The 25425-nt window shown below is 59.2% G+C and carries 31 protein-coding genes and 1 pseudogene; 19 read left to right on the top strand and 13 right to left on the bottom strand.

Annotation, left to right across the window (positions count from 1 at the left end):
* The first annotated feature begins 33 nt into the window (after nt 1–33).
* The 5 genes from RT91_RS13825 (at nt 34) to RT91_RS20675 (ending at nt 4077) form a co-directional block, all read left to right on the top strand.
* Entirely contained in the window at nt 34–600 is a 567-nt protein-coding gene (locus tag RT91_RS13825; RefSeq protein ID WP_240314304.1) for a TetR/AcrR family transcriptional regulator, read from the top strand.
* 1 nt (nt 601) lies between these two features.
* Nucleotides 602–1354 (top strand): SDR family oxidoreductase, encoded by a 753-nt coding sequence (locus tag RT91_RS20680; RefSeq protein WP_082468609.1) that lies wholly within the window; start codon nt 602–604, stop codon nt 1352–1354.
* Entirely contained in the window at nt 1314–2192 is an 879-nt protein-coding gene (locus tag RT91_RS13820; protein WP_035187756.1) for an alpha/beta fold hydrolase, read from the top strand. Before RT91_RS20680 ends, RT91_RS13820 begins: the two co-directional genes overlap by 41 nt.
* Nucleotides 2189–3376, top strand: coding sequence for a thiolase family protein (locus tag RT91_RS13815; protein ID WP_035187755.1), 1188 nt, complete (start codon nt 2189–2191; stop codon nt 3374–3376). Before RT91_RS13820 ends, RT91_RS13815 begins: the two co-directional genes overlap by 4 nt.
* A gap of 71 nt (nt 3377–3447) precedes the next feature.
* Complete coding sequence (locus RT91_RS20675) at nt 3448–4077, top strand: bifunctional 2-polyprenyl-6-hydroxyphenol methylase/3-demethylubiquinol 3-O-methyltransferase UbiG (protein ID WP_082468608.1); 630 nt, start codon at nt 3448–3450, stop codon at nt 4075–4077.
* Between the two features lie 2 nt (nt 4078–4079).
* On the opposite strand, the gene RT91_RS21530 is transcribed toward RT91_RS20675, so the two are convergent.
* Nucleotides 4080–4217, bottom strand: coding sequence for a transposase (locus tag RT91_RS21530; RefSeq protein WP_152982832.1), 138 nt, complete (start codon nt 4215–4217; stop codon nt 4080–4082).
* A gap of 524 nt (nt 4218–4741) precedes the next feature.
* Between RT91_RS21530 and RT91_RS13810 the strand changes: the two genes are divergently transcribed.
* A complete protein-coding gene (locus tag RT91_RS13810; protein WP_240314302.1) occupies nt 4742–5320 on the top strand; it encodes an NnrU family protein in 579 nt (192 codons plus the stop codon).
* Nucleotides 5321–5603: 283 nt separating this feature from the next.
* Here the strand turns inward: RT91_RS13810 and RT91_RS13805 are convergent, their stop codons facing one another.
* The gene (locus RT91_RS13805) at nt 5604–7262 is read right to left on the bottom strand and encodes an alpha-keto acid decarboxylase family protein (RefSeq protein ID WP_035187754.1); all 1659 of its coding nucleotides are present in this window, start codon (nt 7260–7262) and stop codon (nt 5604–5606) included.
* Nucleotides 7263–7342: 80 nt separating this feature from the next.
* Nucleotides 7343–7750 carry a DUF2000 domain-containing protein gene (locus RT91_RS13800; protein ID WP_035187753.1) on the bottom strand — a complete coding sequence of 136 codons (408 nt, stop codon included), beginning with the start codon at nt 7748–7750 and terminating at the stop codon, nt 7343–7345.
* Between the two features lie 103 nt (nt 7751–7853).
* On the opposite strand from RT91_RS13800, the gene RT91_RS13795 reads away from it, so the two are divergent.
* Nucleotides 7854–8345, top strand: coding sequence for an Lrp/AsnC family transcriptional regulator (locus tag RT91_RS13795; protein ID WP_035187752.1), 492 nt, complete (start codon nt 7854–7856; stop codon nt 8343–8345).
* Between the two features lie 163 nt (nt 8346–8508).
* Here the strand turns inward: RT91_RS13795 and RT91_RS13790 are convergent, their stop codons facing one another.
* The 4 genes from RT91_RS13790 to RT91_RS20670 all read right to left on the bottom strand — a co-directional run bounded on the left by RT91_RS13790 (nt 8509) and on the right by RT91_RS20670 (nt 11594).
* Nucleotides 8509–9015, bottom strand: coding sequence for a DUF302 domain-containing protein (locus RT91_RS13790; protein WP_035187778.1), 507 nt, complete (start codon nt 9013–9015; stop codon nt 8509–8511).
* A 148-nt stretch (nt 9016–9163) separates the two neighbouring features.
* Nucleotides 9164–9625 (bottom strand): MarR family winged helix-turn-helix transcriptional regulator, encoded by a 462-nt coding sequence (locus RT91_RS13785; protein WP_035187751.1) that lies wholly within the window; start codon nt 9623–9625, stop codon nt 9164–9166.
* Entirely contained in the window at nt 9622–10341 is a 720-nt protein-coding gene (locus tag RT91_RS13780) for a flavin reductase family protein (protein ID WP_035187750.1), read from the bottom strand. The genes RT91_RS13785 and RT91_RS13780 overlap by 4 nt, the downstream gene beginning before the upstream one ends.
* A gap of 5 nt (nt 10342–10346) precedes the next feature.
* A complete protein-coding gene (locus RT91_RS20670; RefSeq protein WP_160321859.1) occupies nt 10347–11594 on the bottom strand; it encodes an alpha/beta fold hydrolase in 1248 nt (415 codons plus the stop codon).
* A 78-nt stretch (nt 11595–11672) separates the two neighbouring features.
* Here RT91_RS20670 and RT91_RS13770 point away from each other — a divergent pair, with 78 nt between their 5' ends.
* From RT91_RS13770 to RT91_RS13755, 4 genes are all read left to right on the top strand, one after another.
* Nucleotides 11673–12569 carry an alpha/beta hydrolase gene (locus RT91_RS13770; RefSeq protein WP_035187748.1) on the top strand — a complete coding sequence of 299 codons (897 nt, stop codon included), beginning with the start codon at nt 11673–11675 and terminating at the stop codon, nt 12567–12569.
* Between the two features lie 14 nt (nt 12570–12583).
* Entirely contained in the window at nt 12584–13372 is a 789-nt protein-coding gene (locus RT91_RS13765) for an enoyl-CoA hydratase/isomerase family protein (protein ID WP_035187747.1), read from the top strand.
* A 107-nt stretch (nt 13373–13479) separates the two neighbouring features.
* A complete protein-coding gene (locus RT91_RS13760) occupies nt 13480–14604 on the top strand; it encodes a M14 family metallopeptidase (protein WP_082468606.1) in 1125 nt (374 codons plus the stop codon).
* An 8-nt stretch (nt 14605–14612) separates the two neighbouring features.
* A complete protein-coding gene (locus tag RT91_RS13755) occupies nt 14613–15494 on the top strand; it encodes an alpha/beta fold hydrolase (RefSeq protein WP_035187746.1) in 882 nt (293 codons plus the stop codon).
* Nucleotides 15495–15717: 223 nt separating this feature from the next.
* Here RT91_RS13755 and RT91_RS22605 read toward each other — a convergent pair whose 3' ends face one another.
* The 6 genes and pseudogenes from RT91_RS22605 to RT91_RS22005 form a co-directional block, all read right to left on the bottom strand.
* Entirely contained in the window at nt 15718–16083 is a 366-nt protein-coding gene (locus RT91_RS22605; RefSeq protein WP_240314307.1) for a hypothetical protein, read from the bottom strand.
* A gap of 81 nt (nt 16084–16164) precedes the next feature.
* Nucleotides 16165–16284, bottom strand: a pseudogene (locus tag RT91_RS22600) (IS5/IS1182 family transposase); the annotation flags it as partial.
* 167 nt (nt 16285–16451) lie between these two features.
* Entirely contained in the window at nt 16452–17378 is a 927-nt protein-coding gene (locus tag RT91_RS20665; RefSeq protein WP_082468605.1) for a ketopantoate reductase family protein, read from the bottom strand.
* A 170-nt stretch (nt 17379–17548) separates the two neighbouring features.
* Nucleotides 17549–17812, bottom strand: coding sequence for a hypothetical protein (locus tag RT91_RS13740; protein WP_035187744.1), 264 nt, complete (start codon nt 17810–17812; stop codon nt 17549–17551).
* A gap of 175 nt (nt 17813–17987) precedes the next feature.
* The gene (locus RT91_RS13735) at nt 17988–18323 is read right to left on the bottom strand and encodes a TetR/AcrR family transcriptional regulator (protein ID WP_055726024.1); all 336 of its coding nucleotides are present in this window, start codon (nt 18321–18323) and stop codon (nt 17988–17990) included.
* A gap of 835 nt (nt 18324–19158) precedes the next feature.
* Nucleotides 19159–19509 (bottom strand): hypothetical protein, encoded by a 351-nt coding sequence (locus tag RT91_RS22005; protein ID WP_035187743.1) that lies wholly within the window; start codon nt 19507–19509, stop codon nt 19159–19161.
* Nucleotides 19510–19613: 104 nt separating this feature from the next.
* On the opposite strand from RT91_RS22005, the gene RT91_RS20655 reads away from it, so the two are divergent.
* The 8 genes from RT91_RS20655 to RT91_RS23045 form a co-directional block, all read left to right on the top strand.
* Complete coding sequence (locus tag RT91_RS20655) at nt 19614–20327, top strand: lytic transglycosylase domain-containing protein (protein WP_082468603.1); 714 nt, start codon at nt 19614–19616, stop codon at nt 20325–20327.
* The gene (locus RT91_RS13725; RefSeq protein ID WP_051788299.1) at nt 20308–20673 is read left to right on the top strand and encodes a TrbC/VirB2 family protein; all 366 of its coding nucleotides are present in this window, start codon (nt 20308–20310) and stop codon (nt 20671–20673) included. Before RT91_RS20655 ends, RT91_RS13725 begins: the two co-directional genes overlap by 20 nt.
* A 3-nt stretch (nt 20674–20676) precedes the next feature.
* Nucleotides 20677–21009: a type IV secretion system protein VirB3 gene (locus RT91_RS13720; protein ID WP_035187742.1), complete on the top strand. Its 333-nt coding sequence runs from the start codon at nt 20677–20679 to the stop codon at nt 21007–21009.
* Nucleotides 20999–23392 carry a VirB4 family type IV secretion/conjugal transfer ATPase gene (locus tag RT91_RS13715; protein ID WP_035187741.1) on the top strand — a complete coding sequence of 798 codons (2394 nt, stop codon included), beginning with the start codon at nt 20999–21001 and terminating at the stop codon, nt 23390–23392. Before RT91_RS13720 ends, RT91_RS13715 begins: the two co-directional genes overlap by 11 nt.
* Nucleotides 23393–23401: 9 nt before the next feature.
* Complete coding sequence (locus tag RT91_RS13710) at nt 23402–24160, top strand: type IV secretion system protein (RefSeq protein ID WP_035187740.1); 759 nt, start codon at nt 23402–23404, stop codon at nt 24158–24160.
* Nucleotides 24157–24387: a hypothetical protein gene (locus RT91_RS20650; RefSeq protein WP_082468602.1), complete on the top strand. Its 231-nt coding sequence runs from the start codon at nt 24157–24159 to the stop codon at nt 24385–24387. The genes RT91_RS13710 and RT91_RS20650 overlap by 4 nt, the downstream gene beginning before the upstream one ends.
* Nucleotides 24387–25274, top strand: a complete 888-nt coding sequence (locus RT91_RS13705) for a type IV secretion system protein (protein WP_035187739.1) — start codon at nt 24387–24389, stop codon at nt 25272–25274. The genes RT91_RS20650 and RT91_RS13705 overlap by 1 nt, the downstream gene beginning before the upstream one ends.
* Nucleotides 25274–25425, top strand: a 152-nt coding sequence (locus RT91_RS23045; protein WP_408735339.1) for a type IV secretion system lipoprotein VirB7, incomplete at its 3' end; no start/stop codon positions are given. The genes RT91_RS13705 and RT91_RS23045, both read left to right, overlap by 1 nt.

The raw sequence follows: 25425 nt of genomic DNA, 5'->3' as shown, positions 1-25425 counted from the left end.
GTTAGCCGAGCCCAGTCAGAGGAAAATCGCCAAATGGTGATTGCCGCCGCCAGCCGTCTCTTCCGGGAGCGAGGCTTCGATGGAATTGGCTTGAACGAGCTGATGAGTGCGGCTGGCCTCACGCATGGCGGTTTCTACAAGAAATTCGAATCGAAGGAAGATCTCGCAGCGCAAGCATGTGCCCGCGCTCTCGGTAAGAGTCGGATGAAGTGGCTGCGTCTTGTGGCACATACGCAGGAAAATCCATTCGCGGCAGTCGTCCGGGCCTACCTTTCCACACGGCATCGCGACGATCCAGGAGATGGCTGCGCCTTCGCCGCCCTCGGCCCTGACGCATCCAGGCATAGCGGCAAGTTGCGCGAGGTATTTTCGAGCGAGATCGAAACGCATCTCGGCTTTCTCGAAAGTCTGATTTCAGACGAACCGGATGAGGAGGCCCGCGACCGCGTGATTGCCGCATTGTCTACCATGGTTGGCGCATTGCTGATCTCCCGGGTTGTTACTGACCCGGAGCTGTCTGGTAGGTTTCTCGATGCGTCGGCGGAGGCAGTCATGTCCCATGCAGAACACAAGACTCACAACACCAGACGAGATAAATAAGATGTCGAAGGAAACACCCGTAATTCTGATAACCGGCGGAAGCAGAGGTATCGGCCGAGCCATCGCGCTTCGCGCCGCCCATGTTGGCTACGATGTGGCAATTACCTATGTAGAGGATTCCTCTGCGGCTGAAGACGTTCTCGCGAAAATCAAGCTTGCCGGACGAAAGGGTTACGCACGTCAATGTGACGCATCTGCTGAGAGCAGCGAAATCGCCGCGCTAATCAACGATGTTTCATCCGCGATTGGCCCAGTAACTCATCTCGTCAATAATGTAGGGATCACTGGCAGAATCGGGATGCTCGTCGATTTACCAGAGGACATTCTGCGCAAGTCTTTCGACGTAAACGTAATCGGCACAATCCTTAGCTGCAAGATTCTTGCCGCACGCTGGATCGCTGATGGTGTGCCGGGTTCGATCGTGAACATCTCGTCTATTGCCGCCACATTGGGAGCACCTAACGAATATGTCCATTACGCCGCATCGAAGGCGGCTATTGAAGCTTTCTCGATCGGCTTGTCCAAAGAACTTGGCCCGCACGACATCAGAGTAAACGTTGTCTCGCCAGGCACCACCCAGACAGAGATTCACGCAAGGGGCGGAGACCCGGGCAGACCAGAGCGGCTCTCCGCCAAGGTGCCACTCGGGCGCGTGGGCGAGCCTGATGAAATAGCGGCGGCTGTTATGTGGCTCCATTCGTCGGAGGCAAGTTATGCCACCGGCGCAACTGTTCGAATTGGCGGAGGACTATAATATGCCACATATCACGACGTCTGACGGAGTTCGCCTATCTTATCAGGAGACAGGCTGGGGCGACCCGGTCGTCCTTATCCAAGGTCTGGGATTTCCCGGAGACGTCTGGGCGCCCATCGTCGACCGCCTCCCTGACACGTATCGCGTCATCACTATGGACAACCGAGGCGTGGGATCGACCCAAGCGCCAGACGGCCCCTTCAGCATTTTTGACATGGCCGGCGACGTCGCGGAGCTGCTGACCCAGGTGGTTGGATCGCCGGCGCATGTCGTCGGCTTCTCTATGGGCGGCATGATCGCACAGCATCTCGCCGGGGCGCACCCGCAGCATGTGCGCTCGCTCGCGCTTCTCTCGACTACGGTGCGTCCCAACGCGCAGACCGACGCGCGGGTGAAATTATGGCGCAGGATGGCGCTGAGCGGAACGCCGCGCGAAATCCTCGTCCATTCGCAGCTTCTCTGGTGCTGCCAGAATACCTTCTTCGACAATCCAGACGCGCTTGAACAGATCATCGCCCATTTGACGGCGCAGCCGGCTTCGCAAACGCCGCAAGACTTCATCCGGCAGATCGAGGCCTGCCGCTCCCATGACGCGACGTCCGTGGTCCCGAACATCCGCAGCCCGGCCGTTGTGCTGGTCGGGCCCGAGGAGCGCTTCTTCTCGATCGACGAAGCGCAGCAACTCGCGCGGATGATCCCCGGCGCATCGTGCAAAATCCTCTCAAGCGGCGCGCACAACGCCTGGATGGAAAACCCCGACGAGGTCACCGAAGAGCTTTTGTGCCTCTTCACTGAAGCTCAATTGCCGCAATCCCCAGCAGACAGGAGCCGTAAATGATACGCGACATCGTTCTGGCGCACCCCGTGCGGACCGCAATTGGCGCCTACAATGGCGCGCTCAATAGCATTCCCGCCACCGAGCTCGGCGCGGGCGCCATCCGCGAAACCCTAGGCCGGGCCAATATCGCGCCCGGGCAGATCGGTGCGGTGGTGATGGGCAACGTCATCCAGGCCGGTAACCGCATGAATCCCGCGCGCCAGGCCGGCGTCGACGGAGGTCTGCCCGTCTCCGTACCGGCCATGACTATCAACCGCGTCTGCGGGTCCGGCGCGCAGGCAATCGTCACCGCCGCCCAGGAGGTGCAACTCGGGCTTTACGACGCCGCCGTCGCGGGCGGCATGGAGAACATGGACCGCGCGCCCTATCTCGTCGAAGGCGGGCGCTGGGGCTACCGCATGGGCGATGGCGCGATCGTCGACAGCATGCTGCGTGACGGGCTGAACGACGCCTTCTCGGGTGAACACTCCGGCTGGCACACCGAGGATATGGTCAAGCGTTGCCAGATCAGCCGCGAGGCACAAGATGAATGGGCCGAGCGATCTCAGCGACGCTTCTCCGAAGCCACAGTCGCGGGGAAGTTTGCCCCTGAGATCTTCCCCGTGATGATCAAAGGTCGAAGGGGTGAGGAGAGCTTCGCCGTCGACGAAGCGCCGCGGCCGGACACGACGCTCGATGGTCTCGCCAAGCTGAAGCCGGCGTTCCGCAAAGACGGCACAATCACCGCCGGCAACGCCCCTGGTCTCAACAGCGGCGCCTCCGCCATGGTCGTGGCCGATCGCGCATTCGCCGAGACACAAGGGATCGCTCCGATGGGCCGCCTGGTGGCATATGCCGTGGCGGCGGTCGAGCCCGGCTTCTTCGGGTTGGGACCCGTGCCAGCCATCCACCAGACCCTGGAGCGCGCGGGATGGACGCTTTCCGACATCGACCGGATCGAGATCAACGAGGCCTTCGCCGCAGTCCCGCTGGCGATTATCAAGGAACTCGGCCTGGCCGCAGACATCGTGAATGTCGAAGGCGGAGCGATCGCGCACGGGCATCCGATCGGTGCGACCGGAGCGGTGCTGACCACGCGCCTGCTTCATTCGATGCGGCGCGACGGCCTGCGGCGCGGCGTCGTCACGCTTTGTATCGGTGGGGGACAAGGCATCGCACTTGCATTGGAAGCGTTTAACGATTGACATTTGGGTTTTGACAATCTGCTACCACCCAGGCGGAATGTCTACATGCAGATCTGGAAGGTGACTAACAGATGAAAGGAACTGATCTCAGCGGAACCGAAGGGTATGCGAATCAAATAGATAAGCTTTTTCAGGAATATGAATGCATTTCATTCGAGGCTGTTCATAGACCAATAATGTACTGCATACCACCGGCGCCTTCCCACCTACTCGATATAGGGGCGGGAACAGGCCGTGATGCTGCAGGGTTTGCGCAATTAGGATATTATGTCACTGCAATCGAACCCGTCTCCGAACTGCGCAGACGAGCGGCTCAGTTGCACCAATCCCGCCGCATTGAATGGCTAAATGATTGCCTACCCGAATTACCAACCGTTACCAAACGCCGCCAGATGTTTGATGTCATAATGTTGACTGCGGTTTGGATGCACCTAGATCAAAGCCAAAGACAGCATGCCATGCCTTTAATCAGCGCCCTCATCCGGTCAGGGGGAGTCGTGGTATTCTCGATTCGTCATGGACCGCCACCGCCTGGACGGCGAATGTTTGAAGTAGGACCAGACGAGACAATTTCTCTGGCAGAGCAGGCCGGTATGAGTTGCATCCAGCGGATTGAAGCTCAGAACGACCTACGGGGCGTCTCTGACATATCTTGGGATCGCCTCGTATTCATCAAAAAAGGGGACACTAATAGTAGTTGATTTCAGTTGTTCCGGAACTGCCGGATCGTGTTCTCATCCGGCGTCGGCCCGCCAAGGTCAAAGCGGTTGATCTGCTCCATCAGCATCCGCTCCGAGCGCACCGAGTACAGCGCCTGCAAAAGCGTCGCCGGCCACATCATCGAAAAATGGAGGATCGACTACAATCTCAACCGGCCGCACACGAGCCTCGACGGGTTCATCCCGACCGAATTTGCAACTCGCTCCAGAACGGACCAAATTCGAACAGCGCTAACTTATAGTCGCGGACAAATCGGGGAGCAGGTCACGCATCCCATTCTCCTCTCGGGAGAATAGAATCAGTCAAATTAAACCAGGACAAGGGTTCTGTAGCGGCCTGCTAAAGCCCGAATAGCGACCACGCCTCCCTCCACCCGCCTCCAATTCACCACCGGCTCAGTGAATTACGAATTCAAGAACCGGCACAGTGTTAATGCGGGTGTCCAGCTGATGAACCAGTGTTCTGGATCATCAGCCGCAAGAACGGATTGATCTTTGCTCGGGATGACTGCAGGTCTGCCCGAAGGATCGAGATGAACTTTTATGGCCGGGATGTTGAAGATGGTTATTCGAATGGCGACCTGATACACCATACAGAATTCAATGCAATCCGAAAACGAAATAAAGTAATTATGGAGAATATTCCGTGTTCTTATTCTTTCTAGGCATGGCGATTTTTCTGAGTATGCATTCACTTGGAATACTCGCAAAAGCTTGGCGTGACCGGCAGGTAACCCGACTTGGAGCGGTGGGCTGGAAGGGGATTTACTCGTTGATATCTGCGATCGGATTCATCCTAATGATCGTTGGCTTTGGACAAGCACGGGACGCCTCCTACCGGCTGTACGCCCCCCCTGGTTGGTTACATTACCTAACCATCCTACTCACCCTGGCAGCTTTTATCCTCATCGCGGCCGCGTATGTGCCTCGCAACCACCTGAAACAATGGCTTGGCCACCCGATGCTTGCGGGTGTGATCGCATGGGCCTTTGGCCATCTCGCGTCTATCGGCATGCTACGTGACGTCATCCTGTTTAGCTCATTTCTGATCTGGGCTATCATTGACTTTGTCGTGTCGCGTCGTCACGATCAAATTGTAGGCACAATCTATCCTGCAGGGACTTTGCGCGGCGATCTGCTTAGCCTCGTCATCGGCACGACCTCATGGACAGTCGTTGCCTTCTGGCTGCACAAACTGGTGATCGGACTGAATCCGCTCGGCTAACCTGCTGACGGCAGAAAGAGGTTTTAGCGAGCAATTTTCACTCATTCGGCCTCCGTCTGGGTCCCGCTGCAATCGCCGGTGTTCTCGGTATCATTCCTCGATAATGGACGTGGGTCCGACTTGGTGGGGTCTAGCGAGGCGAGCGCGATGTCGGCATAGCCTGTCAAGACCCGAGACCCAGGTGCTGTTCATCCACTTCTGGCAGACGGCGACCCCAACGTCTGCGTATCAGAAGCGTGGCTATCGCCCTAGCCAGCGATAGCCACGCTTCCACAAAATAGGTTCAGGCGTGTTGCTCGACGCCTGACCCATACAGCGAAGCGATGTTCTCATGGATCTTCAATGCAAACGGTGACGCCTCATCCGGCGGCGTCACGATTTCCACGTAGCTGGCGGTGTTTGACGATCCTATCGCCCCGAGCTCCTTGTCGAGGTCTTGCTCGGTCTCGACCCGGACGGTGTGCCAGTCGTCGCAACCCAACGCTCTTGGAAGTTCGGCGTAATGCCACTGCGCCAAGTCGTTGTATTCAATTTGCGGCTCGCGGCACAGCAGACGCTCAATCAGATAGCCGCCATTGTTCAGAATGAATATGACCGGGCGTCGGCCATAGCGGGCAAACTGGCCCACCTCTTGGGCCGTTAGTTGATGCGATCCTTCACCAGTGAAGAGGACGACGCGACGGTCCGGCGCAGCGATAGCCGCGCCAAAGGCCGCGGGCGTTGCCCACCCAATGGCGTTCCACAATGTCTGGTTGAGAAATGCCGCCCCCTTGGGAAGGTGGGCAAAGGCCATCCCCATCGACACTGTTCCGGCTTCGGCGACGACAATGTCTCCGTCGCGCAGGAAGCTTTCGAACCTCGGATAGAAGAAGCCTGCTTTGATGACCCCGCCGGACGGTAGCGGAACGACCGCTTTGCGGACAGCAGGATGCGGCTGATCTGCAAACCTCGGGGCCTTTCTTGCGAGTTCGTGCAACAGGTCTTCGATCTCGACACTGGGAAAGACCCTTCCATCGATTTTCGTTTCGTGATGGGAAATCGTGATCAGGCATTGCGGATTGAGACGTGACGTAAAAGCCGCCGTGTTAAAGTCATTCATCTCTGTGCCGACCATCAGGACGCAGTCGCGAGATTCGACGAAGGCTCGGACATCTTCGTTCATCATCCGGCCTGCATACATGCCGATGTACGACGGATGCTGTTCGTCGAGTACGGCCTTATCACCAAACATGGTGGCGAACGGAAGATTCGTTGCTTCGATCACCTCCGTCATGGTCCGCTCGAGAGCGAGCCGAGCGCAGAGAATTCCTGGCAAAACACAGGCGGTCTTCGCAGCTTTGAGGCCCGCGATGATTCCTGAAACAGCGGCCGTCAACATCGCGGGATCACTGGCCGACGTGGGGATTTGAGACCGAAGGTCCAAAGCAGGCTTGTCTGCGAGATCGGACGGAAAAGCCATGTAGACCGGCCGACGGTGGTACAATGCTGCCGCGATCAGGCGTTCGGTTTCCGCGACCACATTCTCCGGCGTCATGACGGCGCTGGCGCAGACGATCGCATCCGCCATCTGCCGGAAGACGTCAAAGTTTCCGTCTCCGAGGGTATGATGTACCAATGCGCCCGATGCCTGTGTCGCGACGCTCGGCATCCCCACCAAATGGAAGATGGGCAGCTTCTCTGCATAGGACCCCGCAACACCGGCGTTCGCGCTGAGCTCCCCGACGCCGAACGTCGTGCAGATCGCGCCGACGCCCGCCACACGTGCGTAACCGTCAGCCGCATAAGCTGCGTTGAGCTCGTTACTGCATCCGATCCATTGGATTTCCGGATGTGCTACAATCGCATCGTTTACCGAAAACGCAAAATCGCCAGGAACGCCGAAGACATGTTCCACGCCGATGTCATTCAGACGCGATAAGACATGCTGCACGACAGTTTTCATGTACCTTCTCCTAGTTTTTGAGTGACTTGGATCGCTGCTGACGCAACCCCGCGTTCGTCAGGCCTGCCGATTTTCGAGCGTTACGTATGTAGCCGCGCCCCTTTGGTGGCGCCGTTGACCTCATTGCGTGGGCCACGCAAGGCGAGCCCGACCAAGTTAGGGGCGTCTAGAGGTTCTCGTCGGAAAACGGCTCGGCCTGCTTCACCATTGGGTTGAAAGAACATCGCATCGACATAGGCAGCGCGCGTCAGATCGCGCGTAAGAGCTTGATTAAGAGCATGTACCAGAATCCCTTGCGGTGCCGTGAAAATGACGATGGGCTCACCGAAAAGACGCGTGAACGGCCGATCCGCGGCGTCGTGATAAATCTCGCCCATCGCGTTCGGAGACGCATCGCCGATGCCGGTGGCAAGGAAGGCGGTAACGTTGAGCTTCTGCCATGTCGGCAGGGTCTCCAGGACGATGATGGCGGTCTTCAACCCGTTCATGGCGACCTCTAGACGTTCAGAGTAAATGGTGCATATCCTTATGGGGTAAGGTGAAACTACGATATTGCCGTACTACGTTCGAAATCAACGGAAGGGCGCCTCTATGACGTCAGAAACGACTGCGGTTCGGCAAAGACCGTCACCACCCGCCAGATTGGACGAAACTGACCGAAAGCTATTAGGCCTCCTCGCGGAGGACGCGACGCGCAGCTACGCAGAATTGGGCCGTCTACTCCATCTGTCCGCGCCCGCCGTCCATGAGCGAGCGAAGCGGCTGAAGCAGGAAAGAGTCATCAAGGCCACGACGGCTCAACTTGATGGAGCGAAGATTGGACGGCCATTATTGGCATTTGTCCACGTTCTGACGGATAACTGGACCGTGACCAGACAGATTCTCGAACTTCGGAAATTCCCGGACATTGAGGAGATCCATTCGTCAACCGGAGAAAGCTCCATGCTGTTGAAGGTTCGGACACGCGATACCCAATCGCTTGAGGAATTGCTCGAGAAAATCCACGCAATTGAAGGCTTCAAGGGGACGAGAAGCTACATCGCGCTCTCGACCTATCTTGAGCGGGGCCCGAGTCCCGAATAATGTCGAAACATCAGTGGACCTTTTCCGAGGTTCACGCCTTCACCGATCGACCCGAGCGGGCAGTTTATCGGAATCATCGCCTGAGTGCGGAGGCCCGCAATTTTGCGCGTCGGCGAACCATAGCTCCCTTATCTGCTCGGACGCAGGGAGCGCGGTCGGCCCATTATTTGTTCAGGCTTGCTTTGCTCACCTGTTGAAGGGTCCGCTCAATCGCCGCATCAAGCGTCTGCGCGACCGCCAGAACCTCCTTGTCCCCAAATTGTCCGAATAGCGATGATGGCTTGTCGTATTCGAACACCGCATGGCTATTCTCGTTCTCGTACAGTACTACACGGAATGGCGCGTAGAGCGCGGCAGCCAGTTGATGCCTGGTCATCCTTGATGCGGTGAGCGGATTTCCGACGTCGTACTGCAATGCCTTGCGTGCCAATCCGGCGACTTTCAATACGTTTCCATGGTCGCGGCTCTGAAAAATCGCAAGCTCCGGGCCGCTCTCGAGTTTTTCTCTTGCGCCCTCGAATTCGCCTTCACGCAAGAGATTGGAGATCCGGCCGTCAAATTTGGGAAGGATTGATTCAAAGGTCGCTCGTGCATGCTCAAACGTCTGAGGAAGTTCGATTTTCACATGCCGAACCGGTATCGTCGTGTTGGTGACTACTTCGGCTGTCATTGCGTCCTCCAAGTCATGTCACTGCGTGAGCACCAGATTGGGGATGTCCAAAATGGCGATCTCATTCCGGGTCGGCCTTCGCGGTTACTCAGGCCTGCACGTTCAGGACCTGCCGCGTCCTGGAGACCCTCTGTGCTTCTTCTGCTGGTCAGCTGCGATCCGCTCCGTCTAGATCGCAAGCGACAACCCTATCCATCATCTCACGCATGGCCGTTGTGTTATGGGCGCCGAATTCGGCCTCGAACTCGGCCTGCGCCCGATCCCATCCCGGCCGTCCTAACGCGACCCGCTCCAGACCCGCTTGGGTAACGGAGACCATCCTGACACGGCGATCATTGGGACCAACCTCGATCTTGACCAGGCCATCCCGTTCAAGGGGACGCAAATTGTGTCCGATCGTAGCGCGATCCATGGTCATCAGCGCCGCCAGCTCAAGCATCGACTTCGGACCCCGATGCTTGAGGAGTCCGAGGATCGCATACTGGGTTACGCGCAACCCCGAGGCCGCGAGTTGCACGTCGTAGAAGCGGGAGACGTGGCGAGCCGCCCGCCTGAGTTTGGTGCAGTTGCAAAGGCCGGGGATATCGGGTTCAGGGCTCGACACCTTCATTTCTCCAGGACGGAACCAGACGGCGACCAGTTTTTCTGGCCGACGGCCGACCAATCCGCTGGGCGTCCGTCGAGGCGGTGCATGCGCGTCCCCTGGCGCTCTTGTAAAATTGTCGGTTCGAGCGGCGTGGTGAACACGTTTTCGACCAGCGTGTATTCGGCCGCGAGCCGGCCGACCGGCGCAAGGGCCGCGGTGTCAACGTGACTGTTTGCGGGATTATAAATATCGTCCCGAAGATGGAAACGCACCACGCGGCCCCACACTACGTGGTCGCCAAAGTCGCCGACGGTGAATTCGCGTTCCAACTTGCACTCCATAGCAACGGGGGCCAGGGCGACACGTGGGGGACGTACGACCACACTCGGAGCCTTCTCGAGGCTTGCCGCTTCGAACTCGTCGACCTCGGGCAGATGCTCGAACGCGGTTTTGTGCATTCTCTCCGCGAGTGGGAGCGTCACGAGGTTTGCAACGAATTCTCCGGTGTCATGAATGTTGACGTAAGTGTCCTTCAGCGTGACGCCGTCCGACTTGTGCTGAATCGTAATGGACAGGACCGGAGGCTTGCGACCAACGACCGTGAAGAAGGAGAATGGCGCCAGATTGGGAATCCCATCCTTCGAGAGAGTACTGATCCATCCGATGGCGCGCGGCACGATCGTCGAGATCAAGATTTTGTAGGTCTGCGCCGCGTCAAGGTCATCTGCATCGAGAATCATCGGCGTTAACTCCGGTTCGCGTGCGGCAGATCCTCCGCCGCCAGAAAATGGGACGCATCGATCACACCCCGCAGGCGCTGACCGATCTCCGCAGAAAATTGCAGGGCTCCGCCCAGCGGCCTGTGGTGGATCGCGACGCGCTGTATGGCGCCGGAGTCATTGCGTGTGATCACCGTGACGCCGTTGAGATTCACGCCCCCGAAGGCGCGCGCTGTCCACTCGACATACTGACGGGACTCGCCGGCCGTCTCATCAGTGAATTCGAGGCTCTCGTAGACCTTGCTGGCGGCCTCCATAACGCGTTTCACGTTTTCGCGGCCGCTGATGGGCTGGTACAAGACGGATGCTTCCAGCACCACATCCTCGGCGAAGGCGTCGGCGAAAGCCGTCGCATTTCGCTTAGCAAAGGCGCCCTTCCAATCCAGCGCACCCTCGGCGGCGGAAGACCGATCCATACCCTCCAGATAGCCGTCTATGAGTGCGGCGATGCGTGCGGGCTGTTCGATGTGAGCCCAGTGGCCGGCCTCAGCTACCACCTCACTACGGACTTCGGCGAAGCGCTCGGCTTCGGTCTTCGCCATCTCCCGCGTGACGAAGGGGTCAGCAGCGCCCCGGATGATCAGGACAGGACCTGTGAAGGCGCTGGGCTCGGCGCCGGCCAGATCGCCATTATTCCAGGCATCCACCAGGGCGGAGACCACGGACGGCTTCACGACGTCGCCCAGGTCGCCCAACAGCGCCTCATCCTGGGGTGAGAGCGCGTGCGAGAGGTTCCGACGCGCTTGCCGTTGCAAGACAGGCTCTCCACCGAGCCGCTTGAATGGTTCGACCATCTCCGCCGAAGCATGCACCCCTCCGAGCGGCGCCGGGGCCAACAGAACGAGCCCCTTCACAAGCCGAGGATTAGTGACCGCGACAAGCTCGGCAATCTGTGCACCCATGCTTTGCGCGACGATGACCACGGGCTTGCCGAGATTCTCAACCAGCCGGCCAACCCCCGCCGCATAGCCTCGGAGCGATATCTCGCCATCATAGGCGCAGAGCGAGCCCATGCCCGGCAAGTCGACCGTTATGTTCTGCACATCTGCGTGCAACGCAGCGATCACCCGATCCCATACGGCGCCCGCGTCCATGAAGCCATGAATGAACAGTAATACGTACGATCCGTATCCCGAACTCCTGAACGGGATTGAAGCTGCCAGGGTCTTGCTCGTGCTCAAAAGAAGTCCTCCCGTCTCATGCGCGTGGGTCATGGGGCTAACCGGATTGCATAACATCTCATATGCCCCTATATTAAGTCTTATATGCCCGTATTTGCAAGAGGACCTGACATGATCAATCGCAGGGACGTGGAATTCGAGACCGATGGCGGCGATCGTCTCAGGGGATGGTTGTTTGTTCCGGCGGACGCGGCCGGCCCGCGCCCCGCCATATCGATGGCTCACGGCTATGCTGGCGTGAAGGAGCATGGCATCGAGCCCTTCGCCCGTGATTTCGCTGACGCAGGCTTCGCTGTCCTGTTGCACGATCATCGCAACTTTGGCGCCAGCGACGGCGCCGTTCGCCAGGACGTCGATCCCTGGCGGCAAATCGCCGACTGGCGTCGCGCCTTGTCCTTCCTGGAGGCGCAGCCGGAAGTCGACGCCTCGCGGATAGGCCTATGGGGGACGAGCTATGCCGGCGGCCACGTCATCGTACTCGGCGCGACGGACCGGCGGGTCAAGGCCGTGGTCGCCCAGGTGCCGACGATCAGCGGTTATGAACAAGGACTACGCCGCATTCCTCCGGACGCTATCGCGGCGATCGAACACGCGTTTTCAGAGGACGAGCGCGCTCAACTTCGCGGCGAGCCCCCGCGCCGCCAGGCGATCGTGAACGCAGACCCTTCCGTGCCGGCATCATATCGGTCCAAGGACGCGATTGAATTCTACCTGCAGCCTCTACCGGCCGGCGTCTGGGAAAACAGCGTGACGGTTCGCTCGACTCGGGCCGCCCGGATGTATGAACCCGGTGCGTGGGTTTCACGCGTGTCGCCGACGCCGTTGCTGATGGTCGTGGCGTTGAACGACACGATCACCGTCACCGACGTCGCGCTGGCCGCCTATGAACGCGCGCTGGAGCCGAAGCGGCTCGTGACGATCCCCGGAGGCCATTTCGATCCCTATGTCGGGCAGTTTCCGAAAGCGAGCGCGGCCGCCGTTGCCTGGTTCCGAGAGCATTTGGTCTGAAGAGGAAAAAGCTCATGGCTCATCTGACGCATACGATCGAAGACAGCATCGCCACGATTATCCTGAACAATCCGCCACAGAACCGCCTGTCGCCCCAGATGATCGATGAGCTGGAAACGGCGCTTACCGCTATCGGCGACAGTAGCGCGCGGACGTTGCTTGTGCGGGCGGAGGGTGACGACTTCAGCTTTGGCGGGGATATCGTCCCCTGGCCGGAGATGACCAGCCGCGAACTGCGCACCCTGTTCGAACGCTACATGAACAGCTTCAATCGCTTCGAGCGATTAGCGATGCCTACCGTCGCAGCGGTCCAGGGGCTTTGCTTTGGCGGCGGTCTGGAACTCGCGGTGCGGGCCGATGTAATCATCGCTGGTGAAACGGCGCGCTTCGGCCACCCGGAGCAGTCGCTTGCAATCGTCACCATGCTGGGCGGCGTCTATCGCATCGCCGAACGCGCGGGGCGATCAAAGGCGATGGAATGGGCGTTGACTTCCGAGCAGGTGCCCGCGCGTGTCATGGAGCGGTACGGCGTCATCAACCGCGTCGTGCCGGACGAGGATCTACTCCGCGAGGCCTCCGCGCTTGTCGCCAAGCTTGCGAGAGGTCCAACTCGTGCTCACGTCGCTCACAAGGCGCTGCTCCGCCTATGGACAACGGGCGGCGTTACCGCCGCTGATGAAGCGATGTTCGACATCGCCATGCCACTATTCGAGAGTGAGGACGTGAAGCTCGCTCTCCCCGCTTCTGTCGAAGCGTTCAACGCGAAGAAGCCACGTCCTGCCTTCCCGTTCCAGGGCCGCTAAAGCTACGGACACTGTGCCGATACCTCACAGTGCGAACCCAGGGCCAGGATCAAACCCCCATGCGATCCGTACATGCATAGTCATCACTCGTCGGAGATTATCGCGCAATGAATAGTTTAGGTGAAAATTACGATCAGGCACGCTCTAAATTCGTCGAAGCAGCCGGCATTCATGGCGGGCAATTGGAACGCATCACACATGATGCGCGTGCCCCAGACGGCGGCGATCTGTCGGTCGACATCGCTTGGTTCGGCGACCGCTCCGCCAGCCGAGTGTTCGTGGCCTTGTCGGGCGTTCATGGTGTCGAGGGCTTTTTCGGTTCGGCGACCCAGATCGAATGGATGCTTCGTGGCGAGTATCGCCGATTGCCGAAAGACGCCGCGGCGCTCCTGGTCCACGCAGTCAATCCTTATGGCTTCGCGTGGCTGCGTCGTACCAACGAAGACAATGTCGATCTCAATCGGAATTGGATTGATTTCGATCGCCCCTTGCCGGACAACTCTCGCTATGAGGAGATCGCCGAGGACCTCTGTCCGGCGAGCTGGTCGACCGCGGCGCAGGCGTCGAGCGCCGCTGGGCTTTCGGCTTGGCGGGAGCGCAACGGCATGGGCGCGTATTTGCAGGCGGTGACGGGGGGACAATGGCGCCATCCCGATGGCCTATTCTTCGGTGGAACCGCGCCGAGTTGGTCCCGCATGGTTCTGACCGAGATCCTGAAATCCTATCTCGCTGGTGCGGCTCGCGTCATGATCGTCGACTTCCACACAGGGCTCGGTCCCCACGGCTATGCCGAACCGATCATCCACCGCCGGCGCGACGATCCTGGCTTCGCCCGCACGAGATCGTGGATCGGAGCGGCGGCGACTTCAATTTACGGCGGAGGATCGATTTCAGCGGAGGTCCACGGGGATGGTTTGAGTGCGATGCCTGCCCTGCTCCCAAACGCTATCGTCGATGCCGTTTCTTTGGAATGCGGGGTTCAGCCGATCGACAAGGTCGATACGGCGCTTCGCGCTGACAATTGGCTTCACGCCCACGGCGATCCGACTGCTCCAGAAGCCATGGAGATCAAGAAGCTGATCCGTGGGGCGTTTCACAGCGACGACTCGACGTGGCAGGGCATGGCTGTGGGCCAGGGACTTGCCGCGTGCCGTGCCGCCGTCGGAGGCTTGTCGTTGCCCACCGACGCCGCTGCTGATGGTCTATCGGACGCAGACCACGTAAACGGATGAGGTAGACTATGGACGAGCTTGCCGATCTCTTTCCCGGCTTTGGACAGATGCACGTCGAGACGCCGGCCGGACGCATTTTTGTGCGGCTCGGAGGCAAAGGACCGCCTCTGCTGTTGCTCCACGGCTATCCCCAAACCCACGTGATGTGGCATCGCGTGGCGCCGGCGCTGGCCGACCATTTCTCACTCGTTATCGCCGACCTTCCAGGTTACGGCCGGTCGGATATCCCCGAGACAGATACCAACCATACGCCTTACACCAAGCGCGCCATGGGCAACGCCATGGTGGCGGTGATGGAAAAGCTCGGTCACGCAAAATTCTGCCTGGCCGGCCATGACCGCGGAGGCCGGGTCGCTTACCGGCTCGCCCTCGATCATCCGGACAAGGTCGAACGTGTCGCTGTTCTGGACATTCTACCGACCTACGACTACTGGGCGACTCTCAACCGTATATCGGCGCTGCGCATTTACCACTGGACATTTCTTGCCCAGCCTTCTCCTGTCCCGGAGAAGCTGATTTCCGCGGACCCGGAAGGCTATTTCGGGCCGGTATTTGCTGCCGGATTCGATGCTCGAGCGGTCTCCCATTACCTGACGGCGCTGCACGATCCCCGCCGTGTGAAGGCTCTTTGCGAAGACTACCGCGCTGGGGCTTACCAAGATTTCGACCACGACAAGGCAGATCTCGACCGAAAGCGGCAAATCGCTGTCCCGCTGCACGTGATCTGGGGCTCCAAGGGGATTGCCTCCGGCGCGACGGCCTCGCCGATAGAGACTTGGAAGCGATGGGCGACGACCGTGACGGGCGAGGCCGTTGCTGCTGGACACTTCATGTGTGAGGAAAATCCGCGGGCGACGGAAAGCGCACTCCTAGGTTTTCTACAGTCCTAAAAAGCTTCCGCCCGCGGATAGGCCGACTTCCGCGCTTGGCATGAAACGATTCGTGAACTTTCGGCGGCGCGCACAGCGTCGCAAAGCACGTGATAGAAGCCATCACCGACCCACTCACGATGCGTTAAAATCTTTCGCGTCATTGTGCCCGACATCGGCACCGATATCGCGGGCGCCTGCCAACTTCTCATCCGACGAGGATAGGATAAGCCCCCCGAACGCGTCAGAGCGCTTCCAACGCGAGCGCAATGCCTTGCCCTCCACCGATGCAGAGCGTGACGACGCCGCGGCGCAGGCCGTCGCGCCGCAAGGAGTGCAGCAGACGGGTGGTCAGCACCGCTCCAGTCGCGCCGATCGGATGCCCGTGCGCGATCGCTCCGCCCTCGACGTTCACGATGTCTGGGGCGATGCCAAGCTCCTTGATGACCGCCAGGGGGACGGCGGCGAAGGCCTCGTTGATCTCGATCCGATCGACATCGGAAAGCGTCCATCCCGCGCGCTCCAGAGCTTGGCGGACGGCTGGCGCGGGTCCAAGCCCAAAGAAGCCGGGCTCGACCGCCGCCACGCCATAGGCCACCAAGCGGCCCATCGGAGCGATCCCTTGTGTCTCGGCGAATGCGCGATCGGCCACGATCATGGCGGAAGCGCCGCTGTTGAGGCCAGGAGCGTTGCCGCCACGCTTGGCGCGCGGGATCTCCGCTTTGGCCAGCGTCCATTCTTCGTCGGTCAGGTCGCTGGGGTAGCGAAGCCGGCTGCGGCCATAACGGGCGCGGTTCTCGACAGTCCACATCGGCAGTTCCTCGAATCGAGGCTACCACCATGGAATCATAAATGATTCCAGAGATTCAAGATGTTCTTGGACAGACACTTATCATCTATGGTTTTGGACAACACCCATGTCATATAATAAATCGAGATCGATTTGATACTCTTGGCGGGAGGGCTGTTTTCCGTAATCTATTCAATAGAGGCAATGTGATTTTGATAGATACGAAGATGAACATAAGCTGCGGAGAGTAGAGGGGCTTCTAAACCAGCCCGGATGCCTCGTCGCACGAGGTCGCCTACGATATTTTCAACCTCAATCGGCCTGTTGCGTTGGAGATCGCGGAACATCGATGATGTCAGTAAAGACCCTTCCTTCATTAATTGCACTCGAGTTGATTTTAAGAAGTCGTCGGATGGGGCGTCGCCGATTGCACTAACAATATTAACGATCTCATCGAATAATCCCAGCACGAACGCGCTACCGCCAGAACAAGCTTCGATATCCCCAATTGTTCCGCGCATGAAGCATGTGCTCGCCCCAAGTACTGAAAGCAGGATCCATTTCTCCCACATTTCCCGACGTATTGCATTGGACAATCGTGCTCCGATTGAGGCGCCCTGCATAAATTGATCGAGTTCCGTGATACGCCCGGTTATACGGCCGTGCCATTCGCCATATGCCAGTTCTTGGAGTGGCGTTAATTGAACAATGTGTCCGTCGTCTTCAAGAATGGTAGCGACCTTTAAGGTACAGCCAATGAGGCTATGTGGAGAGAACCGTCGGACTAGAGTGTAAACATGCTGCATGCCGTTGAGAACTGGAAGGATCATGGTCTCCGGGCCGACCGCCGGTCCGAGGTCCGAAACCGCCGCATCGAGATGAAAACCTTTCACAGTGAGGAGTACCGCGTCATATTGGGTTGTGATTTGTCCAGCCGTCACGACTTTCGGATACAGTGTTATATCGCCATGGGGACTGACAATGCGTAGCCCTCGTTCGCGCAGATCTGCGGCTCGCGCTGGTCTGACGAGAAAAGTAACGTCTCGTCCGATGTGCGCAAGACGACCGCCGATATAACCACCCGTGGATCCGGCTCCAACAACAAGTAGTCGCACAGAGAGTCCTCCGCCTGTAATGAAATCGCGCTATACATATATATCAGGAAATCAGTTAAAAAACCTGATTGGCCCCAAAAAAGACGGTTATTTCGTGTTATAAGTCATATGGTGCCAATATACGGATCAAGATATTGATTTTCTGTTCGGGGATTTTCGCAGCTTTCCGCTCAGCCCGGGCCGGGCTCTTGATCCGCATCAGGGCCCGGCGCCGGCGCGGCGCGCCCGAGGCGGTTCGGGGTTTTGAGCGCCGGTCGCTCGCCGGGCCGTCCGGTCGAGACGATCGGCACCCGGTGGCCGGCGCGCAGCGCCTTGCAGGTCGGGTCGGTGACGGCAAGGCCGCTCATGAACGGCACACGGTCAACCTTGTCCATGAATTCCTCACGGAAGCACGCCATCAGCCCGGTCGGGACGGCGAGGCCAAGGCACTTCATAGCTCCCCCTGAGATGCCCGTGTTGATTTCCGCTTCGGATTGACCCTCTGTTTCCACCGAATTGTAACCCATGTACCAAAACTGCCCATTTGCGCGAGTGCGGATACGCGCTCCTACGCGTGGGGCAGACCCCGATGGAAAAGCCAGGCCTGCTCGGATCACATCTCACTGAAAATCAACACTTGGCCCAGAGGAAGCTGATATAGGTTTCCGGCTCCAGCGGGACCGTTTCGTAAGCGGCCAGCAGGCGCTTGCGCTCGACTTCCCAGGTGCCGAGCAGGTGGTCGTAGGCCGCGAGGATGAGATCGCGCTTCGAGGCGTAGTGATGGGTCTGCGCGCCGCGGGAGACGCCGGCGCGGCGGCAGATCTCGGTGGTCGAGGCGCSTTCGTAGCCGATATCGGCCAGGACATCGAGCGTGGCCTTGCAGAGACGCTCCTGCATGGCGCCGGTGCGCTGGCTCTGCGTGCGTCGGATCGGTGCGGGACCAAGGCGTCCCGGCGGCTTTTCCACAGCTTTTCCTCCCGGAGATCATGCGGCGTTTATAGACTTACAGAGACGCATTCGCGATAAAATGCAAGACGTTCTGTTTGTATCGGATGATTCTGCCGTGGCGCGCGGGCGCACGGTTCGTGGGCTTCCCACAAATTTTCCAGGCGGGGACGGCAGGCCGGTGGTTCTCGGACATGGGTGCGGAAAATCAACCGGGATCACGGCTGTCGTTTATCACTCTCATTACTATTGCGGAACCTCCGCACAATCCAAGGGCGGTTCGTCCCTTCCGGATTACCGCTCCTTTAGAACAGTAGCCGCTGCATTCTGGCGCCGATTCCAACGCCAGACTGCGGATTCCGGAGAATTTGCCCGGGTGTTGATTACCGCTTCGGATTACCACTCTGGTTCCACCAGATTGTAATCCATGTACCGGACCATCCGCTTGGCGCGATTACGGATACGAGCTCCCACGCATCGGACAACCCCCGATGGAAAAGCCAGGCCTGCGCCGATCACATCTCGCTGAAAATCAACACCGGTTCTTTATTGCACGAGTGAAATTCGAAGGATTCAATAATCCCGTCGATAGAATGCTGCGGATCGCAAGTGTCATTAACGTGTAATACGATAGCTTCTTGCAACCCAAACTTGCGGCACCTTAAATCTTCACCTGTTTGGGGATTTCTCAATCACAGACCAGTAAGCAGGTTACGGCTCCCGCCATAGGACGGTGAATTCTAAACGACGGATGAAAAAAGCACTCGGCATTTTTGCACTGATCTGCAAAGCCGGAGATAAGTCCAAGAAGAAACATAACGCACTTTTAATTACGCCCACATATTCGAATCCGCTTTTATTTTGTTCCGCCATCCCTGAGCGTCGCGGCTTCATTGCCCCGCATTGCCCGCCGGGTCTCAATCAGCCGCCGCATGGCGTTTGCCAAGAACTCAACCAGCGTCTCATTCGCAAAGAGAACCTCATTCACATCGCCGGGGAGACCAATCTCCTTCAACGCGATCGCGGTTTCGACGGCGCTACGGATGAACTCGGCTCGATTCTCATCATCGCCGAGAACCTTATCCAGGCGCTCTACGGTCGAAGCATCCAACCTCAAGGTCGTTGCAATCGTCAGTCGCTTAGGTCGTGCCATCTCGTGACGATAAGGCAACCCTATTGTTTTCAGCAAACAGATGTCTTCAATCATTTTAAAAGCCACCTTTTATTGACTTTAACGCCACCTCTTCTAAGAATGCAACTCGTGCTTGCTGTCACCCGATCTCGACCATGTTTTGCACAGGAGCCAGCAGCTTGCTGATCACCCCGGCCCATTTCCTCGTGCTCGCGAGTCGCTGCGCCTCTGAGGTCGCACCAACGACGCTAGCCGCGGTTGCAGGTGCCGAATCGGGGTTCAACACATTAGCGATACACGACAACACGACGCGCCAGACCGTGCGGCCGCAGGGTGCCCGCGGCGCCATTGCCGTTGCCACACATCTGATTGCCGCTGGGCATTCAGTTGATCTCGGCCTCATGCAGATCGATAGCGCGAACCTCGCCCGCTTGAGCTTGACGATCGCCACGGCATTCGACGCTTGCGCATCGGTGCGAGCAGCCGGGAAACTCCTAGTGCAGGACTACCAGCGGCCGGGCGGGCAGGGGCGCCAAGCGGCCCTCCTGGCGGCGCTGTCACGCTACAATACAGGCTCGGCCTGGGAAGGTTTCCAGAACGGCTATGTCAGCCGCGTAGTCTCAACCGCCAAATACCTTGTACCGGCAATCGATCCCGCAGATGGCGTAACAGCCCCAAGGGCAAGCGGCGCCAAATCCAGCCAACCTACCACCCTCTCAAATTCACCTGTCCCTCGGCATGCGCCTGCCTGGGATGTGTTCCCGAACTCGATCGGTCCGGCAGGCTTCGCGTCGGCGCATGCGGTGACGCTTCAAGCGTCCCGCGCTTCTGGCCCCAGCGGCCTCGCTCAACCCTCTAAACAGGAAACTCGCGGTGAAACAAAGGCTCACTAGGCTGCGCGATCGCGCGGCAAATTTCGCGGCTGGGACGGCTACCAAAACGGGCCGGGGTTCATGGCTACAGCCCGCCGTCCTTGTGACGGCCGGCCTCCTCCTGCCCGCCGTGGCCCATGCGCAGGTCGTTTCTGGCGGCACCAGCCCGACAACCATCATCGACAACATCGCGACATTCATCCTCGGCCCATTCGGCGAGGGGGTTGCCGTGCTCGCCGTGGCCGCAGTCGGCTTCATGTGCTGGACCGGCCGCATGGGCTTCCATGCGATCGGCTGGCTCGCGGCCGGCCTGGTGCTGGTGTTTGGCAGCTCCTACCTCGTGACAACCTTCGTGGGCGGTGGCTGAGCCATGACCGAGCGGCAGCGCGATCCGCTATTTGTCGCCGCGACAAGGCCCGCGCTGTTTCTCGGGCTGCCGATCGAGATGGCCGTGGTGATGATCATGATCGGCGCCATGATCGTCATCTTTGGACACAATCCCTTTTATCTGACGCTGGTGCTGCCGCTCTGGTTCGGGGCGCGCTGGCTCGTTCGATACGACTACAACGCTCCCCGTGTGGCCTGGCTGTGGTTCCGCACCAAGGCCACCGGCGCCGGTGAAAATCAGGCTTGGGGCGGGGCGTCCCCCGCGCCGTTCCCGATGAAGGTCCAGCAGGGCAGGGGGATGCCCAATGCCGGGTAATCGAATCAGGGCGGAACGCAGCGCTGAACGCTATTTGCCGTATCTCGGACATATTCGGCCGGACATCCTGCTCATGGATGACGGCAGCGTTCTTGCCATGGCCGAAATTCCCGGCGCTCCCTATGAGCTGGCGGCCGATGCAGATCGCGCCGCGAGCCTGGTCACGGTCAATGCGCTCTGCAAGAACGTCGCAGATGACAATGTGACGCTGCACTCCGCCTTCGTGCGCGGGCCTGGGGCTGGGCAACTCGCACACGCGGTTATGTCCAATGAGTTCGCGGCTTCGCTCGATCGCGCCTATCGCGAGCGCGTCCTTGCTGGGCGCCTCTACCAAAACACCTGGTATCTGACGGTGATTGTCTCCCCCCGCAATCCGCTGGGCGGCAAGGCGGGCGGCGCCACGGGCTCCTTGTTCGGTGGCAAACGGGAACGCCAGAAGCCCCACGCAACCGCCGAAGGCATCCGCCAGCTAGAGGAGGTTTGGCAAACCATCAGCCAAACCCTCGCTCCCTATGATGTTCGCCGGCTGGGCCTGCGGCCAGCCGCCAATGGCCAGTTCTATTTCAGCGAAATCGCCGAGGCGCTGCGCCTGATCCTGACGGGCACGGCGGCGCCGGTGCCCCTGGTCAGCGGCCCGCTCGGTGCCGCCCTCTACACCGATCGCGCGATCTTCGGCCGCCGCGCCTTTGAACTGCGCGGGCCGGGGGTGTCTCGGTTCGGCGCGATCTTCGGTTATCGGGAATATCCGTCTGAGACCTATGCCGGCATGTATGATGGGGTCTTTTCCCTGCCGTGCCCGGTGGTGATGGTCCATACTTTCGACTTTCACGCACGGCATACCTCTGAAAAACGGCTTGGCCTGAAAGCCGCCCAGATGACGGCTGCGAATGACAAAGCCAAGTCGCAGATCAGCGACCTTGCGGACGCCCAGGATCATCTCGCCTCGGGCAAGATCGCTATGGGCGAGCACCATTTCTCGCTGACGGTCTATGCGGACACGATCGAGGAGCTGGATCGGTTGTCCGGCTTAACCCGCACGGTGATTGCCAATAGTGGCGGCGTGGTCGCGCAAGAAAGCGCCGGGCTGGAAGCGGCCTATTTCGCGCAACTACCGGGCAACAGAAAATGGCGCACCCGGCCGGGGACCATCACCACACGGAATTTCGCGGCCTTCTCTGGCTTCGAGGCCTTTCCGCGCGGCCAACGTGCCGGCAAGTGGGGGCCGGCCATGGCGCGCTTCCGCACCACGGCGGGCACGGCCTATGATTACGTGCCCCATGTCGAGGATGTCGGCATGACGGCGATCTTCGGTAAGATCGGCCAGGGCAAAACCACGTTCATGCTGTTCCTGCTGGCGCTGTTCCCGCAATATTTCGCGGCGCGCAACGGCGCGGTGGTGTTCTTCGACAAGGACCGGGGCGGCGAGTTGCTGTGCCGTGCTGTCGGCGGCCGCTATCTGGTGGTGAGGGCAGGGCGGGATAGCGGCCTGGCGCCCCTCAAGGCGCTCGACAACACCCCTGAATCGGTCGCCTTCCTGGTTCAGTGGCTCACCGCCCTGATCCAGCAAGACGGGCACGGCCCGCTCCCGCCCGAGGATGACGCTCGCCTGACCCGAGGCGTTCAAGCCCTGCTGCGCCTGGCCCCGGACATGCGCTCGCTGGCCGGGCTGCGTCAGTTCCTCGACTGGCGCAATCCGATGGGGGCAGGCGCGCGCCTCGAACGCTGGTGCAAGGGCGGGTCGCTCGGCTGGGCCTTTGATGGCGAACGTGATGACGTGTCGCTTGAGGCAACCACGGTCGGGTTTGATCTGACGGCCATCCTCGACAATGGGACCGTCTGTGCTCCGGCCGCGAATTACCTGCTCTATCGCATCAGCCAGGCGCTCGATGGCCGCCGCTTTGTGCTGTCCTGCGACGAGTTCAATTTCTATCTGCTCAATCCGCTGTTCGCCAAAATCTGGGCGGATTTCATGCTCACCGTCCGCAAGAGCAACGCCGTGGTGCTTCTGGCGACGCAGGAGCCCGCGCCGGTGCTCGATTCACCGCAGGGCGATAGCATCTTGCGCCAGTGCCAAACCCTGGTGTTCTGCCCAACACCTGGTGCGGAAGAACATCTCTACCGCAAACGGCTCAACTTCACCGCCGGCGAGTTCCGCGCCATTGCCGAGGACATGCTGCCCAACTCCCGGCAACTGCTCATCAAGCGGCATGGCGGCTCCGCGATCATCGATTTCGACCTGTCCGCTCTGCCTGAGTTCGTCGCGATCCTGTCGAGCCGCAAATCCTCGGTTGGGTTTGTCGAACAGCTACGCGCCACCCACGGCGACGATCCGGCGGCCTGGCTGCCGGCGTTCATGGCGCGGTTCCACGAGGAAGTTGAATAGGAGGACCAAATGCTCAAGCCCTCTCGCCGGCTCGGAATCGCCAGCGCGATCGCCATCCTCGGCTTTGCTTCACCCACCATGGCGCAAATCCCGGTGATCGATAGCGCCTCATTGGCGCAAATCGTCAACCAGCTAAATGAAGCCAAGCAGCAATATTCTGAACTCGTCAGCCAATATAATGAGCTAAAATCGACATATAACGCGCTCTCGCAGAACGTGAATCCGAACCAATGGGCGCAACAGCTCGATCAATCGGCCATGCAGGACACGGTGCCCAACACCAGCATCTTGCCAAACATGCTTGACGGGATCAGTCCGCCCTCCTCGCTGAGCGGCAATGTCGGCTCGCTCGCGCAACAATATTACAATATGAACAAGGTCTATATCCCGGCCGGCTCGGATTTCGGTTCAAAGCAGATCCAACAGGGCGCGAATGAGACCGCGAATTTCGAGGCGATCGCCACACAAAATCTGCAATCTCTGGAGGCCCGCGAACAAGAGCTGCCGCAGATTCAAAGCCAGCTGAACAGCGCCAAGACAATCCAGCAGGTCGCCTCAATCCAGGCCCGCCTCTCCGCCGAACAGAACTATGTCCAGGCCCAACAGGCCCAGGCGCAAAACCTGCAACTATTGGCGTTCGAGGAGAACCGCGCGGGCCAGGAAGCTGCCGCACAAGAAAACGCACAGGGCGGCGAACAAACGCTCTCAACGCTGTGCAGCGATGCCCAAACTCTCGGCGGGGAGCCTTCGGCATGTCAGGGACAATGAAACTCATCATCTACGCCCTGATTGGTGCCGGCGTGATCGCAGGTGGAGGGGCCTACTACGTGTACGTCATTGCACCACCATCGGTGCAGGACAGACTCGTCCCTCTGCCAAACGGCGGTCAGACCAAGGCTCAAGGCGACGCTGAAATCAGGGCTTTGTGCAAGGCGGATGGGAAAGACGCCCCGCCCATTTGCGGACAATATGTCGCTGGAAAGACCTCAAACTAATGAGCGTCCCTACCACGACCATCAATCTCTTTGAGTTTATGTATAACCAGTACAGCACGGGGTTCCTGCAATCGCTGAATAGCGATGTTGGCTCCGCGTTGTCGGCGGCATTACCGCCTCTTTCCGCTGCCCTGGTCATCTGGGTCATCATCCTCGGATACCTCATGATGACCGGCAGCCTGGATATACGTTACGGCATCTCAAAGGTATCAACGATGGCGATCGTGGTGGGCATTATTGCTTCAACGTCGCTTTATGATTCCTACGTCCAGACGCTTTTCATGAAGTCGCTGCCAAGCTTTGTCGCCAGCACCTTTTCATCTGGAGATACGAGCAGCATCCCGCAGAGTCTTGACCATACATTCAATACATTCTGGATCGCCGGTCAGATTATCTACAACAAAGCAAAATGTATGACCTGCGTGCTCGAACCATACGTGCTTGGCATTGAAATCGAGCTTGTTCTTGTCGTCTTTTTCATCGCTCTTGCCCTCGTGTTCGCGGTTTATCTCATCTCGACAACATTGACGGGCCTTCTCGTAGCTATCGGCCCATTCCTCCTGATCGGATATCTTTTCGAATATACCAAGGGTATCCCCGACCGCTGGCTCGGTAAGCTGATCGGCCTGGCGATCCTGTTGCTCCTCGTCACAGCGCTTCTATCGCTGTTCACGGGGGGTATGACGGATTTTCTGAACACCAAGGTCTCGACCACGTTCACCGCCGATCCGGTGCAGACCGAAATCGTCATCCTCGGCGAAATCGCCGCCTATACCGCCATCACGGCCTTCATCACGATCATGCTTCCCGGCATCGCCGCCTACATTGGCGGCGGTGTGGACTTCAATATTTCCGGGATCGTGAACCCAGCCAACTGGTTCAAATAATGAAGGGCTCACGCATGTTGTCTCGCCTGATTATCCTCATGTGCGCAGCCGGCATGCTGGCGGGCTGCGCGGCCAGTGACCCGCTGGCAACGGCTCACGGGCCGATGTTTGCCCTCAATCCCGGCCATTGGTCGCCTAGCGCGGCGCAGTT

Origin of the sequence: Acidiphilium sp. JA12-A1 (genome assembly GCF_000724705.2) — a bacterium.
GTDB lineage: Bacteria > Pseudomonadota > Alphaproteobacteria > Acetobacterales > Acetobacteraceae > Acidiphilium > Acidiphilium multivorum.
Note: the sequence above shows the minus strand (reverse complement) of the source record. Positions and strands in the feature narration are given on the sequence as shown.